This is a genomic window from Lysinibacillus sp. NPDC093197 (genome assembly GCF_044754025.1).
Classification (GTDB): domain Bacteria; phylum Bacillota; class Bacilli; order Bacillales_A; family Planococcaceae; genus Lysinibacillus.
On the sequence record NZ_JBIVOH010000002.1, the window covers coordinates 410,081 to 425,657 of the forward strand.

14 protein-coding genes, 1 pseudogene and 2 riboswitches are annotated in these 15,577 nt (G+C 36.0%); of the genes and pseudogenes, 5 read left to right on the forward strand and 10 right to left on the reverse strand.

Translation table 11 applies throughout. From position 1 onward, the window contains the following. Positions 1–56: 56 nt before the first annotated feature. The 7 genes from ACIP9G_RS07915 to ACIP9G_RS07945 all read right to left on the reverse strand — a co-directional run bounded on the left by ACIP9G_RS07915 (position 57) and on the right by ACIP9G_RS07945 (position 8,786). Positions 57–275, reverse strand: coding sequence for a DUF1540 domain-containing protein (locus ACIP9G_RS07915; protein ID WP_401018663.1), 219 nt, complete (start codon positions 273–275; stop codon positions 57–59). A gap of 140 nt (positions 276–415) precedes the next feature. Continuing rightward, the gene (locus ACIP9G_RS07920; RefSeq protein ID WP_401018664.1) at positions 416–1,858 is read right to left on the reverse strand and encodes a spore germination protein; all 1,443 of its coding nucleotides are present in this window, start codon (positions 1,856–1,858) and stop codon (positions 416–418) included. Between the two features lie 135 nt (positions 1,859–1,993). Next, positions 1,994–2,461 carry a 6,7-dimethyl-8-ribityllumazine synthase gene (gene ribH / locus ACIP9G_RS07925; RefSeq protein WP_340825121.1) on the reverse strand — a complete coding sequence of 156 codons (468 nt, stop codon included), beginning with the start codon at positions 2,459–2,461 and terminating at the stop codon, positions 1,994–1,996. 17 nt (positions 2,462–2,478) lie between these two features. Then, a complete protein-coding gene (ribB, locus tag ACIP9G_RS07930) occupies positions 2,479–3,108 on the reverse strand; it encodes a 3,4-dihydroxy-2-butanone-4-phosphate synthase (protein ID WP_483869662.1) in 630 nt (209 codons plus the stop codon). A gap of 57 nt (positions 3,109–3,165) precedes the next feature. Then, complete coding sequence (gene ribE / locus ACIP9G_RS07935; RefSeq protein ID WP_401018665.1) at positions 3,166–3,804, reverse strand: riboflavin synthase; 639 nt, start codon at positions 3,802–3,804, stop codon at positions 3,166–3,168. Positions 3,805–3,960: 156 nt separating this feature from the next. Continuing rightward, positions 3,961–4,086: riboswitch (FMN riboswitch) on the reverse strand. 121 nt (positions 4,087–4,207) lie between these two features. Further along, a riboswitch (FMN riboswitch) is annotated at positions 4,208–4,333 on the reverse strand. 347 nt (positions 4,334–4,680) lie between these two features. After that, positions 4,681–7,185, reverse strand: a complete 2,505-nt coding sequence (gene uvrA, locus ACIP9G_RS07940) for an excinuclease ABC subunit UvrA (RefSeq protein ID WP_401018666.1) — start codon at positions 7,183–7,185, stop codon at positions 4,681–4,683. A gap of 68 nt (positions 7,186–7,253) precedes the next feature. Further along, on the reverse strand, positions 7,254–8,786 hold the full coding sequence (locus tag ACIP9G_RS07945) for an MDR family MFS transporter (protein ID WP_401018667.1): 1,533 nt from the start codon (positions 8,784–8,786) through the stop codon (positions 7,254–7,256). Positions 8,787–8,919: 133 nt separating this feature from the next. Between ACIP9G_RS07945 and ACIP9G_RS07950 the strand changes: the two genes are divergently transcribed. From ACIP9G_RS07950 to ACIP9G_RS07960, 3 genes and pseudogenes are all read left to right on the forward strand, one after another. After that, positions 8,920–9,426 (forward strand): MarR family winged helix-turn-helix transcriptional regulator, encoded by a 507-nt coding sequence (locus ACIP9G_RS07950; RefSeq protein WP_401018668.1) that lies wholly within the window; start codon positions 8,920–8,922, stop codon positions 9,424–9,426. Positions 9,427–9,945: 519 nt separating this feature from the next. Beyond that, positions 9,946–11,083, forward strand: a pseudogene (locus tag ACIP9G_RS07955) (YibE/F family protein). Position 11,084: 1 nt separating this feature from the next. Continuing rightward, entirely contained in the window at positions 11,085–11,879 is a 795-nt protein-coding gene (locus tag ACIP9G_RS07960) for a YibE/F family protein (protein WP_401018670.1), read from the forward strand. Positions 11,880–11,986: 107 nt separating this feature from the next. Here ACIP9G_RS07960 and ACIP9G_RS07965 read toward each other — a convergent pair whose 3' ends face one another. Genes ACIP9G_RS07965 through ACIP9G_RS07975 form a run of 3 tightly spaced genes read right to left on the reverse strand, consistent with a single transcriptional unit; the run spans position 11,987 to position 13,915 of the window. Further along, entirely contained in the window at positions 11,987–12,775 is a 789-nt protein-coding gene (locus tag ACIP9G_RS07965) for an ABC transporter permease (RefSeq protein ID WP_401018671.1), read from the reverse strand. Then, positions 12,772–13,680, reverse strand: a complete 909-nt coding sequence (locus ACIP9G_RS07970) for an ABC transporter ATP-binding protein (protein WP_401018673.1) — start codon at positions 13,678–13,680, stop codon at positions 12,772–12,774. The genes ACIP9G_RS07965 and ACIP9G_RS07970 overlap by 4 nt, the downstream gene beginning before the upstream one ends. Beyond that, entirely contained in the window at positions 13,664–13,915 is a 252-nt protein-coding gene (locus tag ACIP9G_RS07975; RefSeq protein WP_401018674.1) for a PLD nuclease N-terminal domain-containing protein, read from the reverse strand. Before ACIP9G_RS07975 ends, ACIP9G_RS07970 begins: the two co-directional genes overlap by 17 nt. 233 nt (positions 13,916–14,148) lie before the next feature. Between ACIP9G_RS07975 and ACIP9G_RS07980 the strand changes: the two genes are divergently transcribed. Next, positions 14,149–14,529, forward strand: coding sequence for a GntR family transcriptional regulator (locus ACIP9G_RS07980; RefSeq protein ID WP_401018676.1), 381 nt, complete (start codon positions 14,149–14,151; stop codon positions 14,527–14,529). Positions 14,530–14,730: 201 nt separating this feature from the next. Further along, complete coding sequence (locus tag ACIP9G_RS07985) at positions 14,731–15,348, forward strand: HAD-IA family hydrolase (RefSeq protein ID WP_401018678.1); 618 nt, start codon at positions 14,731–14,733, stop codon at positions 15,346–15,348. Positions 15,349–15,577 lie beyond the last annotated feature (229 nt).

Consider the following 15,577-nt stretch of genomic DNA (forward strand, 5'->3'; position numbering starts at 1 on the left):
CCCTTAATTCTCTATTTGCAATTATTTAAACAACCTATACCTATCATCTAAAGTTTTTATTTTTCTTTAGATCTGAATGTTTTACAACACGTATCTGATGATTGACTTGCCGCCTCTTTGGACATATGCATTTCAAAATCAGAAGCAAACTCTGCATCATGTTTCTTATCGATACGTTTATCCATATCGATTGCTATCTTTTCAGCACCACAAAAATTACCTTTGGCATGGAAAACACAATTTGATACAGCACAGCTTACTTGAACATTCGGCATAACTATCCACCCCTTGTGATTGGTCTAGAAAAATATAGATAAGTCTAATCCATACTCTTCATTAAGTATTTTGTCCAATCCAAGCGTTTTTACAAGCAAAGCATGAAAATAACTTTATTATTTATTTAAAATGGCTATCATTAATTTTTACTGGAAGACCGAGTTTTATCTTGAGGCTGTAAAAATTTTGGGCGTTTATTATATCCACTTGGAGCTGCACGTATTAAAGATTTTTTGATATCAGACCAATTCAAATCTGCACCAAGACTTACGTACGGTACACCTAGCACGCGTATATTCGCAACATAAATAAGAATAAAGAATAGGGACAAAAAGAAACCAAATAAGCCAAAAAAAGAAGCCATTAAGACGACAAATAGACGGAAAATACTCATGGCCGTTACAAACGATTGATTTACAAGTGTATATGCCGCAATACTTGAAATAGCAATTACTACTATCATTGAAGGACTCGTTATGCCTGCCTTAATCGCCGCATCTCCGACAATTAAACCTCCCACAACACTCATGGTTCCGCTCAAAAGAGATGGTAAGCGGAGACTTGCCTCTCGAAATAATTCAAACATAAATAACATGAGCAATATTTCCAGTAAGGTAGGAAAAGGCAAGCCCGTTCTTGATTGTACAACTGTTGCTAAAAGTAGAATTGGCATTTGTTCTTGATGATAGGTCGATAAGGCAAGCCAAAAACCTGGTGCAAGCATACTTATTAATATGCCTACGATTCGTAGCAGTCGTTCTATAGAACCTACAATAGCTGGATAATCATTGTCTTCACCTGATTTAAAGAGTAAAAAGATATTAGGTGGTGTAATGATGACATAGGACACTCCATCAACTAAAATAAGAATGCGTCCTCTACTTAACGTTTGTACTGCAAAATCTGGGCGACCTGTATAATCATGTAGGGGAAGAATTTTAGATGTTTTGCCCACCCCATCCATCAATATATCGCCATTAATCACGACATCTGTATCAACTTTACGTAATTGCGTTTTCACTTCATCCACCATCGTTTTATTGGCAATATCCTCCATATAAAGAACGGCTACAGTTGTTTTAGAACGCCTACCAATTTCCATTGTTTCTACACTCAATGAATTAGTTGGTAGTCGCTTGCGAATTAGAGCAATATTAATAAAGACATCTTCTATAAAATCATCTCTCGGTCCTTTAATTACCAGTTCATTTTTTGTTTCTTCAGGATTTCGATTCGGCTTATTAGAAATTTTACTTGAGAATAAAATTTTCTCCTTTTCAAAGTACAGCAAAGCATATCCTGTATATACACGTGTAGTAGCCACTTCTAAATTCGTTATTTTTTGAAGATTTGGAATGTGTAATTCATTTATTATTTGCTCTGCTAATAATGGTGTTGAAACATTTTCGCACAAAGATTGGACTCGATTTATAATGACCTTATTCAATAATAACTGATCGAACATTGATTCACATGTAATAAAATGAACATTATGCTGTTGAAAGGTATAAGATTGAAATATTACGTCAGCAGAGCGTTGAAATAGTTCTTTCAACGTTTTCAATTCGATATTTTGATTCATTGATTGAATATTCCTCATCTCCTACTGAACTCGATTCAAATAAATTATTGTACTAAAATACACATACAATATTTTTCCCAATGTCCAGCAAATTATGCAGTTATCCTTTTCACCTATACATTATGTCATTGAAATTTAGCCAATCATTTTCTGTAAATTCGCCATTTCAATAGCTGATATTGCTGCGTCATAACCTTTATTACCAGATTTTGTCCCAGCGCGTTCAATTGCCTGCTCAATATTTTCAGTTGTGACAACACCAAAAATAACTGGTATGTTAGTTGTAAGTGAAACGTTAGCTATGCCTTTTGCTGATTCGTTACAAACATAATCATAATGTGTTGTAGAGCCACGAATAACTGTGCCAAGACCAATAATGGCATCATATTTTTTTGTTTCCGCTAGCTGTTTTGCAATAAATGGAATTTCAAATGCACCTGGTACCCACGCAACATCAATTAAATCCTCGTCTACACCATGACGTTTTAGCCCATCCATTGCACCGCTTAATAATTTACTAGTAATAAATTCATTAAATCGACCAACTACTACCGCTATTTTTAAATCATTGCCAATTAATTGTGCTTCAAATGTTTTCCCCATAAATTGATTCTCCTCTTTTACACTGTAAGTGAATTTTTTCCTTGTATTTGTTGACGACGATAGGCTGCTAATGCATCAATCGAAATCATTTTTAATTTGTGTTTTTCCGCATATTTGACTAAGTCATCAAAGCGAAGCATTTCACCATCATCCCCCATGATTTCACAAATAACACCAGCTTGTATGCTTCGGCAAAGCCTTGCTAAATCGATAGTTGCCTCCGTATGCCCTCTACGTTCTAAAACACCATTTTCCTTTGCTATAAGGGGAAATACATGCCCAGGTCTACGAAAATCAGTTGCTTGCGCTTGTGACTCTAGCATTTTTCGAATTGTCAACGCACGTTCAAAGGCGCTAATGCCTGTTTTTGTATCTTTGTAATCAATACTTACAGTAAATGCCGTTTGGTGATGATCTGTATTATTTATGACCATTGGATGCAACGCTAATTGTTGTGCAAGCTGCTGTGAAATCGGCGTACAAATAAGCCCTCTTCCATATGTGGCCATAAAGTTTATCGTTTCTGGTGACATGAACTCTGCAAGGGCAAGTAAATCCCCTTCATTTTCACGGTCTTCATCATCCACGACAACAATCATTTTGCCTTGTTTTAAATCTGCAATTGCTTCTTCAATTGAATGTAGCAAATTGCCACCTCCTAATAAACTTTAATTTACTGTACATTCTTTACTTTCAAAGACAGGTTAAAACCCATGCTTCGCTAAGTAATCTTTTGTAATGGTCGGTGATTGCTGACCACGCTGTAGCTGGTGCATAATGTATTTACCAACTAAATCGGTCTCAATATTGACTGGTGATCCAACATTTTTTGTCCCTAATACGGTTTCCTTGTATGTGTGTGGAATAAGCGATACGGTGACGCTGTTTTTTGCCACATGGAAGAGCGTTAAACTCGTTCCATCAATTGTGATTGAACTTTTAGGAATACAATAGCTAGTTAATTCCTCTGAAAGTTCTATATCGATGTATACTGCATTGGCCATTGGACGTTTGCGTAATATTTTTCCCACTCCATCAACATGCCCTGAAACAAAATGACCACCAAAACGTCCATTCGCAGGCATTGCACGCTCTAAATTTACTGCATTACCAACCGTGAGTTGCTGCAAATTTGTCGCTTTCACTGTTTCAGGCATTACGTCCATTGTCAGTTCCTGCTCATTATATTGTGTTACTGTCAAACACACGCCATTGACAGCTATACTATCTCCTAGCTGCACGTCCGATACTATCTTTGGCGAAATAACAGTTATTTTCATACTTTGTCTATCGTTTTGCAAGGTTTTTACTGTACCAACATCCTCAATAATACCTGTAAACATTTTTTCACCTACTTTCTACTTTTTAAATTTTGACCTGTAATTGCTTAAACAAGACAAACAAAAAACCCCATATAAAAATGGGGTTTGGGAGTTCTAATTCATAAGACGTCACTAAATAAACCTAATGGGAATAAATTTTCCAAAGGCTACCATCTCATCGTTCTTCTCCCATCCAGACTATAACTGTCGGTTTTGGATTTGCACCAAATCAGCTTGCGCTCACGGACTTTGAATTGCTTCATCACCGCCGATTGGGAATTTCACCCTACCCCGAAGAACAGATACCTATTAAATTTTTAACTAAATAAAAAAACTCCCCAACGAAGGCGATGGGAAGTAGTTTTGAATATAAGCGTAGCCAAATAGACCTTTTAAAGTCATATGAATTTAAAAAGCTTACACATCTACCCTTCTCCCATCCAGACTGTAACTGTCGGTTTTGGATTTGCACCAAATCAGCTTGCGCTCACGGACTTTGAATTACTTCATCACCGCCGATTGGGAATTTCACCCTACCCTGAAGGATATGTTTATTTAGTTACTTCATACGATAACATTATTTTAATACATTATCCACTTAAAATTTTTTAATGGCTATTTTGTGCAGTTTAATTGCCTTGGCACAATCCACATGTGCAAATTAAAGCAACCAGCTAATAATTGAGCGTATGAATAAGGAGCAAGGGACTTTGGGGATAATTTAAAATAGTAACGTTTGCATGGACTTTTGAATGGTTCATAAATAAATAAATAAATAAATAAATACGCTCTTTTAGTAGAAAGATGTACAGTAACCTTCATCTTAACTAAAAGAGCGTATTCTTTTTAATTTTCCACTTTTTGGTATTTTTCTAAAGTGCCGTTTGTTAAATGTAATTAGAACGCTTCGGCGAGTACTTCTTTCAGAAACATCCCCGTATAGGAATCCGATACTTTTACCACTTGCTCTGGCGTTCCTTCAGCTACAAGCTTACCACCTGCGGCTCCTCCTTCAGGTCCAATATCGATAACCCAGTCAGATTCACGGATTAATTCTAGACTATGTTCGACGACGATAACGGTATTTCCGGCACAGACAAGTCTGTTTAATAAAGCATGTAACAATTTAATATCAGATGGATGAAGACCTGTCGTAGGTTCGTCCAATAAATAAAGCGTGTGGTTTTTGGATGCTTTACTTAATTCGTTTGCCAGCCTAATACGCTGTCCTTCACCGCCAGATAAAGTTTTGACCGATTGCCCCCATTGAAGATAACCCAACCCAACCTCACATAGCATTTCAATCATGCGAGAAATCTTTGTTTCCGATTTCAAAATTGGTAAGCTCTCCTCCACAGACATATTTAGCAAATCTGAAATGGAGTATCCTTCATATTTAACTTGCAACACTTCGTCAGTAAATCTTTTCCCTTTGCAGTTTGTACATGTCACTTCTATATCTGCTAGGAAATCCATATCTACTGATAATACCCCTAAACCTTGGCATGTTTCACATCGTCCACCCGCAGAGTTAAATGAGAAATGCTTTGAAGTTAATTCTCTTTCTTTTGCTTCTGGCAATCCTGCAAACAATTTGCGGAGGTGAGTAAAGACATCCGTATAAGTAGCGACATTAGAACGCTGTACTCTTCCCATTGGCGATTGGTCAAAGATAACGATATTTTCGATATGCTCTAACCCACTAATTTCCTTACATCCTATTTGGGCAAGGTTTTTCGATTTTCCTTGTGCAAGAATGTCAAAAACAAGCGTAGATTTCCCCGAACCTGAAACGCCTGTTACTGACACAAGACACCCCAATGGAATAAAAGCAGTAGGGATGTCGACATTTCGAAGTTTTGCTTGTTGAATCGTGATATGCTGTCCATTTCCCTCTCTACGAACTCGAACAGGAGAAGGGGAGCATTCTTCTACCAAATAAGCTCCAGTCACTGATTGCTCATTTGACATTAAATCATCCAGACTGCCTTCACCTACAACAGTACCACCATGTATTCCCGCACCAGGACCGATATCAATGATATGATCTGCCGCTCGCATCATCTCAACATCATGCTCGATAACTAGTACAGTATTACCTAAATCACGTAATTCCTGAAGCACTCGAATGAGACCTGCTGTATCCTTTGCATGAAGACCGGTTGTCGGTTCATCCAAAATATACAGAACGCCAGTTAAAGCTGAACCTAATATGGTAGCAAGTCGTAGACGTTGTGTTTCCCCACCAGACAATGATACCGTCTGACGGTTCAATGAAAGGTAACCAAGTCCAACATCGATAAGCCGCTGAAGTGTTGTTAACATATCCTCGATAATAGGCACCAATAAATGATGACTTGCTTTAGGTAACGCCGTTTGCAAGCTATTCGTCCATTTGAATACATCTTCAAGCGACCACTCAGATACGTCCGAAATTGTTGCATCCGCTACCTTTACTTGACGAACTTCTTTCTTTAAGCGTGCACCAAGGCAATCTGGGCAAAGTTGTTCATGAAAGAAACTTCCTTCTTTTTCTTTAGCCCCTGATTCTCCCTCTTTCTCCTTATATCGTCTCCATAAGCTCGGTATGACTCCTTCAAACTTTGTTCCTGAGACCGGTTTACTATTTGGATAGTGACGTTTAAATTCCTCGCTCTCGACGCCATAATATAATAAATCTCGCTGAACATCATCGTAATCTTTTAATGGTAGATCAAGATCAAATTCAAATCCATAATGCTTTCCTGCTGCCACTAAAATACGCATTTGAATGTCACGATGGACCCCCTTTAGTGAAGCTACGCCACCGTCGCGTAAGCTGAGCTCAGGATTAAACACCATCGCCTCATTTATGCTCGCCACATGACCAAGGCCACTACAAGTTTCACAAGCACCTTCTGGCTTGTTAAATGAAAAATGTAGCATGCCTAATTTCGCTTGCTGTTCATGACAATTAGGACAACTAATTATTTGATTGTCTATTTCTTCATCCTCTTCTACGAACTCTTCTGTTGGTTCAAAAGAAGCAGGAATACTCATATTACATGAAGTACAAACTTGTTCCCCAAGTCTGGCAAAGATAAATCGGATATACTTATAAATTTCTGTTACTGTTCCTACCGTTGAACGTGGATTTCGATTTGTCACATGCTGCCCGACGCTAATTGACGGTGACAGCCCACGAATAAACTCAACCTTTGGCTTGCTAATCGCATTAGCCATCATTCCCATAGAATCTAAATACTGTCTCTGGCATTCCCGCTGAAGTGTATCCATAGCTAACGTTGATTTCCCTGAGCCAGAAGGTCCAGTCAGTACTACTAGCTTATATTTAGGTATGGAAAGCGACACTTTCTTCAAATTATTTTCCCAAGCACCTTTAATAAAAATGGTCTCTTTCATCATTATCCTCCTGAACATAGTACGACTTACTAGTATCATCAATAGCTTAAATTCTTACGATATTTTATTTAATTTTCCTTGTTGTCTTTTTCAGCTGAAACAATCACTCGAGAGTTCCCCATCATGAAAACGAAAATGGCTGCAATAACAATAGGAATGAGTGCAAGAAGAAACACATGTGTCACAGAGTTAGACATAGCATTCACAATAATATCAAGAATATTTGCAGGGATATTTTCGCGTACACTAGGTTCAAAAATTTCTCTCATATCGCCAACATCAAACATTGCAGAATTTGATCCTTGCCCCATATTTTTGAAACCTTCTGTTAGCTTACTAGTAAATACATTGTTTTGAATTGTGCCAAAGATTGTAATGCCCATCGTCATACCTAGCGTACGAAGAAACGAATTTGTTGAATTTGCAGTACCGCGATAACGAGCATCTAAATTATGCTGTGAAGCTGTCGGTAATAATGAGAAAGAGAAGCCCATGCCAAAGCCTACGAGAATCATATACAGCGTAAGAAGTATTCGAGCCGTATCTGGCGTAAGTGTGCTTAGTAAAAACATACCTGCAAAATAAGATATTACTGAAATAACCATTAAGTTTCGATAGCTCATTTTCGTTAAGAAAATACCGCCAAAAGCACTTCCTGCAACAGACCCCAACATCATTGGCATCAAAATTAGCCCTGCATTCGTTGCGGAAGCACCATATACAGCTTGCACATAAATTGGTATATATACTGTTAAAATAATAAAAGTACCACCATATAAGAACGCTAACATTTGCGAAGAGGCAAATAATCGACGTTTAAATAAGAAGAAAGGAAGTATTGGTTCTTCTGCTTTCAGCTCTACAAAAAAGAACACGATAAAGAACACAGCGAAACTGATAAATAATGAAATTATCGGCGCAGAACTCCAATCGAACTGTTTACCACCTAGCTCCAATGCGAACATAAGACTAATAACAGCGAATACAAGTGTAGCCGCTCCCCACCAATCGATTTTCTGTTTAGTAAGAACAGGGGATTCTTTATAATTTTTTATAATAAGCATTAATGAAACGATGCCGATTGGCAAGTTAATATAAAAAACCCATTCCCAACCAAAATGATCTGTAATATAAGCGCCTAAAAGTGGACCTACAACACTTGCGATACCGAATACAGCGCCAAGTAGCCCTACCATTTTCCCTCTTTTTTCTGGTGGAAAGATGTCAAATACAATTGTAAATGCGATTGGCATTAGCGCACCTGCACCAATCCCTTGAATCGCGCGGAAAATGCTAAGTTGCTCAATTGTATGAGCGAAACCGCAAAGAGCCGAACCAAGTAAAAAAACACCTAAACCAAAAATAAAAAATCTTTTTCTTCCATACATATCGGATAACTTACCGAAAATAGGCATACCAGCCATTGTTGTTACCATATAAGCAGAAGTAACCCAAACAAATTTGTCCATGCCTCCAAGTTGCGATACGATTGTTCCCATTGCAGTCGCAACAATTGTATTGTCAATTGCTGACATAAAAATGGCAAGAAGTAAACCTGCCACTACTAATTTTGTATTACTATTACTTTTCGATGCTTCCATTTAGAAACCCCTTTACAAATTATTAATACCTTCGCTAGAATGAACACGTAAACAATTACACACTCATCAAATATCTTGACTATCTAATATCTCGACCATCAAGATATTAATAGTCTAAAAGGAGGCTTATCTTTTGTCAAGCAATCAAGAAAATCAAATGACTGATCCACATGAACATTTCACTTCACTTATGCGCGGGCTAGGAACTCGTACAATATTACACCAGCAAAATGTGGCCGCATCTCTTGGGCTATACAATAATGATTTTATTTCTTTGGATATTTTGCGTGAAACTGGTCCAATTACTGCCGGTGAGCTTTCAAAAAAAACGGGCCTTGCTACAGGTAGCATTACGGCATTAGTTGATCGCCTTGAAAAAATCGGTTATGTGCGTAGAGAAAATGACCCTAATGATCGTCGCAGGGTCATTATAGTCCCAGAATATGAATCGAAAGAAGAAATTCGTCATACGTATGAGTCACTTCACCAAGCCATGCTTCAACTAGCTTCATCCTACAAGCAAGAAGAGCTTGCTCTCATTTCACAGTTTTTACAAAACGCAAGTACAGTACTAGAAGAGCAAATACAACTTCTCAGTTCTTCTACACAAAGCAAATCTTCAACAAAAACTATACGTTAAAACTAAAACAGGACGATATGCCGATTGTGAAATAATTGTGGTTATCGTCCTTTTTTCTTTACTAAACCCTCCTTCGGCAACCTCACTCCTTTTAAAAGGAACAGTGGAAGAACAATTCCATGTTATTAGTATTCGTATTTTGATGAAGGTATAATGTAAGCCATTCCTATAACACGGTCACATTTTTTGTATAGCTTGTCACTCCCCTCCCAGTTTCATGACAGACATTCAATGTAATTTTATCTGAATGTTTTTACATATTCAGTGGAATGACTAAAAATGATACGTGCAAGTCAATATAACTAAATATTCAACGGATGCCACCGTCAAACCATCATAGACGGCATGCTCCTTTATCTTAAAAAGGAAACCTTAAATGGTTAAGAGCGTTCCTTCCTACGTGACTACTTTTGACCAGCCTTGACATAGAAAAATAGGAATGTTAATGTGAGTCATTGTTCAACGCAGCTTCAGTACAACGGACACTTCACTTGCTACGAACATAGTCAAATTCCCCTCATTGGAGGTTTTTTATTGTTTACTACTATTTCTCATAAAAAACGGATTTTATTCTATATCCTATTAGCGCTGTGCTTTGTGGCTTCCGTTTTATTTGTTTCTCACAATGAATCCTTTTATGAGCGGCCAATTGCGGAAGTGATAAAAACAGAGTTGGAAGATTCAACACCTATATCAGATATGTATAGTAATGATGATCAATTATTTACGCAGCAAATAACTGCATTAGTGAAAAATGGAGAAGCCAAAGGTCAACTTATTCATTTAACAAATGAGTATTCTTCCTCTGGCGCTTTTGATCACGAATACAAGGTCGGAAACAAACTTTTTGTTTCTATAAAGGCAGACAAAGCTCAAAAAGGGCAATTATCAGGTTCGATTTTAGACGCAAAGCGCGATCAATACGTATTAATCGTTGCGTGGATTTTTATTTTCGCCTTATTAATTGTTGGCAAAAGACAGGGGCTATTTTCAATAATCAGTTTGATTGTTAATGCACTTATATTATCATTTGCATTGGATTTATATGTAAAGCACGCTAACGTCAGCTTGTTATTCGTTAGCGGTGTATGTGTTCTGCTATTTACCGGTGTTTCATTAATACTCATAAATGGATTAAATGAAAAAACCTATGCGGCAATGCTGGCAACACTTTTAGGAACGTTCATTTCATTACTTATCAGCTTTTTCGTATTGTGGATTACATCTGAAAATGGCCTTCGATACGAGGAAATGCAATTTCTAACGCGTCCTTATCGCATGGTTTTTATGGCTGGTTTATTTATCGGGGCATTAGGGGCTGTAATGGATGTTTCAATTACTATGGCTTCTTCCATGTTTGCTTTGTATGAACAAGATCCATCCATTTCTGACAAAGCTTTAAAAGTTTCAGGGCTTGATATTGGGAAAGATGTGATGGGCACAATTACGAGTATTTTGTTTTTTTGTGTATATATGCGGTTCCATTCCTATGCTTATTTTATATTTAAAAAATTCGTCTACGCTAGGGCTAACACTTTCCATGAATCTTTCATTAGAATTAGCTCGTGCTCTAGCCGGTGGTATTGGCGTTGTCTTAACAATCCCTATCAGTCTTTATACTTCTATTTTTTTCATTAAACGAAAGAGGGTAAATTGATATGAATGTATTAGTGTGGCTAGCAGCTATTTTATTTATATTAATGATCGTTATTGGTGGGAAAAAAGGGGTACGCTCTTTTCTTTCTCTATTTTTAAATTTTGGGGTGCTCTTTGTAACGATTTTTTTAATGACTAATCCTAAAAACAGCCCCATCGTATTAACATTTATTGCCTGCACAATCATTAGTTGGATTAGCCTATTTTATATAAATGAAAAGAATAGCAAAACAATCACCGCATTTATTTCGACGATGATTACCATTGTCATACTTCTCTTTTTTATTGCGGTTGTTACAGGGAAGTCTATGATTCAAGGGTTTGGAGAAGAATCTACAGAGGAAATTAGTATCTTTTCACTTTATATTGGTGTTAACTTTGTTCAAATTGGCGCTTCAGTAATTATTATGAGTACAATTGGAGCCATTTTAGACGTCGCCATTTCCATCGCTTCGTCCATGCATGAAATTTTTCACCACAACCCTCTCATTAGCAGAAAAAAATTGTTCACATCAGGCTTAAGCATTGGGAAAGATATTTTAGGAACAGATACAAATACGCTATTTTTCGCTTTTTTCGGTGGTTATTTAGGACTTTTAATATGGTTTAAAGATTTAAACTACTCGATTGGCGAAATCATCAACTCTAAAGTGTTCAGCACTGAGCTCATCACAATTTTTTGTGCGGGAATCGGCATAGCTGCCATTATCCCCATCGCATCTTCTGTTAATGCCTATTATTTAGTCAAAACTCGAGAAAAAATACGTGCACAAGAAAGTGCCAGTCACTCAAAGTGACTGGCACTATTTTTTCTAAAATTTTCATGTCGTTGTTTTATGATACTAAGAGCAAACTAACTAATGCTTTTGGATTATTGGACTCGTAGTTTCCCTCTCCTTGTATATTAATCTTTATGATATTTCTTTTCTGAAATCCAATAGTGCGAAATCGTTACGGTTAAAGAAATCCATATGAAAGTAATTAACATATTGCCGTATAAATGCGAATCGACTGAACCCGTTATTAATACCATCATTGCATGTTGACTCATTCCTGCAGGATTTAATAAATCAATTATTGGATGTACGCCACTAATTATTTTAAAAATAAACAAGCAAACGATACTAATTAAAGCGATAACGCCCTGTCCATTAAAAATAGTGCTCACCATCGAAGTAAAAGAAATCATAAAAAGAACCCATAATTGATAAAAAACAATGGCTAGTATCATATCAAGAAATGAAATATTATTAAACAAAAAATTTACATAAACGTAAGATACAACATATCCAAATGTCACACTAATAGCTACAACTGAGAAATTAGAAAAAAGCTTTCCACCGATGTATGAACCTACTTTTACAGGTCTTGTTAGAATAAAATCAAGCATTCCATTTGCTTTATCTGACTGAATAATGCCCATCATAGAAATGACAACAATCATAATGCCCAACTGATCGAATTGCGAACCAAGAGTTGCGGCCATTACCTGCGCTCCATCCTGCTGAATCATTAAAGGGTCAATCGTAATGCCTTGATTTCCACCAAGCGCTGCTAAAATTGATGGTAAATAGTATGTAACAACCGGTTGTGTTGCGCCTAAAAACATAAAAGCAAGAGGTAACCAAATAACTTTAAAGTCACGAAACATTTGTACATATTCTTTTTTAGTTAAAATATAAAAAGGTGTCATACACTCACCACCATTTTTAAAAAGATTTCTTCTAACGTCTCACTGCTTCCAACTTCAAATCGAACAATATCAATCTTGTTTTCCAGCGCATCACGGAGTAACATATCTTTATTTTTCTGAACATTTTCAAGGGTAACTTTCATTCTTTTTCCGATTACTTCTACATTTTTCACATATGGAAGCTTTTCAACTAATTGTACCCAAAGCATGTTTTCAGATGCTATTTCAAGATGAACAACCGATTCATTGTTGTGCGTTAATAATTTATCTAATGTCGTATCTTCAATTTTCTTTCCTTGTTTCATGATGACAAATCGTTCACAGATTTCTTCTGCATCACCTAAAATGTGAGTTGATAATAAAATAGTCGTTTCATGTTTAATTTCTTGAATTAAATTTAAAACCTCTCTCCTACCTATTGGATCTAATGCCGAAACAGGCTCATCCATGACAATAAAAGATGGCTTATGTAAAAGCGTTTGGGCAATGCCCAATCTCTGCTTCATTCCCCCAGAAAATGTTTGGACTTTCTCATTTTGTTCGTTAAATAATCCAACTTTTTTTAATATTGCTGGTACTTCCTCAATAAGCTTTTCTTTTGCTATACCTGATAACTGTCCCATAAAGAAGAGTGTTTCTTTGGCTGTCATCCAATGGAAAAAGTCAGGGTATTGTGGAAGGTAACCTATTTCTTTTTTCATATTTGAAATTTTTTTCCCATTTAGAAGTACTTCGCCTTTATCTGCATATAAGATGTCTGCAATGATTTTAATTAACGTAGACTTTCCAGCACCGTTTGGCCCTATGAGTCCCACACACTGACCAGTTTCAACTTCCATAGTAAAGTTATTGACTGCTGTCTTTGTTTTAAAGTTTTTTGTGACATCTTTAATTTCTAACTTCATAAGTTTTTTCTCCTTTTCGTCCAATAGTGAAATATAAAATGGGTCCAATGGTATTAAAAAATAAGATAACTATTGCCCATAAAAGAACATTTGCCCTTGTCTTACGGTGCCGATACAAATCAAACAGTGCAATTAGAATAAGAATGAGTCCAACTACCATAAACGGTAATGCAATCTGTAGTACTGCCAACCAATCGATATCCTTCAATTCATTTAACCCATAGTGAAGTTTCATTAAAAATTCTCCTTTTCATTTATATTATCATTACTGATAATGATAACAATAACACACATTTTTTGGAATTGCATCTTTTTATTGCATTCATTTTATGTTACCATTCATTATTATCTATAATGATAATATTATCAAAACGAATAATTTATTTACCCTAACACATGTTTAACTACATTTTTCTTCAAAAAAAAACGAAATCCAAGCAAAGGACATTATTCTTATGGGGGGTTACGATGTTACAAATGAAGATAGATACGAGTAGCCAATTGCAAATTTATAAACAAGTCGTAAATCAAATTATTGAACTTATTGCAAAAGGCCAAATTCAACACAATGATAGTCTTCCTTCTGTTCGAAATATGGCGAAAGATATAGGAATAAACATACATACAGTTTCAAAAAGCTATCATGAACTTGAGAAAAAAGGGATTATAAAGATGGAGAATCGAGTAAAAGCAAAAGTTGTCGCTAGATCAAATCAGGTAGTAGAAGAATCTAAACTACACAATTTTGAACTTTCTATAAAAAACGTTATGATGGAAGCTTATGTAATGGGATTTAATAAGAAAAAAATTAGTCAAACTATCACAAAAATTTTAGATGAATTGGATTAAATAATTGTATTGCATTTCTTCTCTTACAAGTTTTTTAATATTTGCAAATATGTATGCACAAGGTCCTCTACACGAAAAACTCATTATCTGTTTCTTTTTTTCTGTATTCATGTCATTATGAACGAATGATTATATGTATTTAAAACATACATCTAAATAATAATGATAAATCCAACTACAACTTAAAGGAGAAAAAATACAATGAAACATATAATATTTGATTTTGATGGAACACTTGCAGATTCCACAGCAGTGCTCGCCTCTGTATGGAACATAATCGCCAAAAAATATGAATTTAAGGCAGTACAGTTAGAGGATATTGATTCGCTAAAAAAAATATCAATTACTGAACGAAGTAAATTATTTAACTTCCCCCTACACAAGCTACCTATTATACTTCCTCAATTTTACCGATTATATCAACAGTCATTAAAAGAAGTTCATCTATTTCATGGTATGAAAGATGTTTTAAAGGAAATTGAAAGCAAAGGTTATACAATCGCGATTATCTCCTCTAATTCAAAAGACAATATTTTGGAATTTTTAAACATGAATGGCATTGACCAAGTCTCCGAAGTACTGTGCTCTAGCCGTATATTTGGAAAGGATAAAGTAATTAAAAAATATTTAAAAGAATCGAACATCAAAAGATCAGACGTGTTATATGTTGGTGATGAGCAACGTGATATCATCGCATGCAAAAAAGTTGGTATTCCAATTATTTGGGTTGATTGGGGATATGACGCAATAGAGGTTATTCAATCCGAAGAGCCTGATTACAAAGTATTTTCTCCAGCAGAAATATTAAATATCATTTGAAGCAAGTAACAAATTTCAGATATCCTTGCACTCGCAAAAAAGACACCTCTTCAAAAGTGTCTACATACTTTTTTTCATTTAATTTGTTATTTCCGCTACGGGCTAGCGTTTTCCGCTCAGCATATGGTTCGCTGCAATTTGTTTGCGTAAAGGAGTCGCCGTCCTCTACTCCAATAACTAAATAACAGGCAGCAAGATTAAATTTCTTGATGCCTGCTGTCGTCAAAGC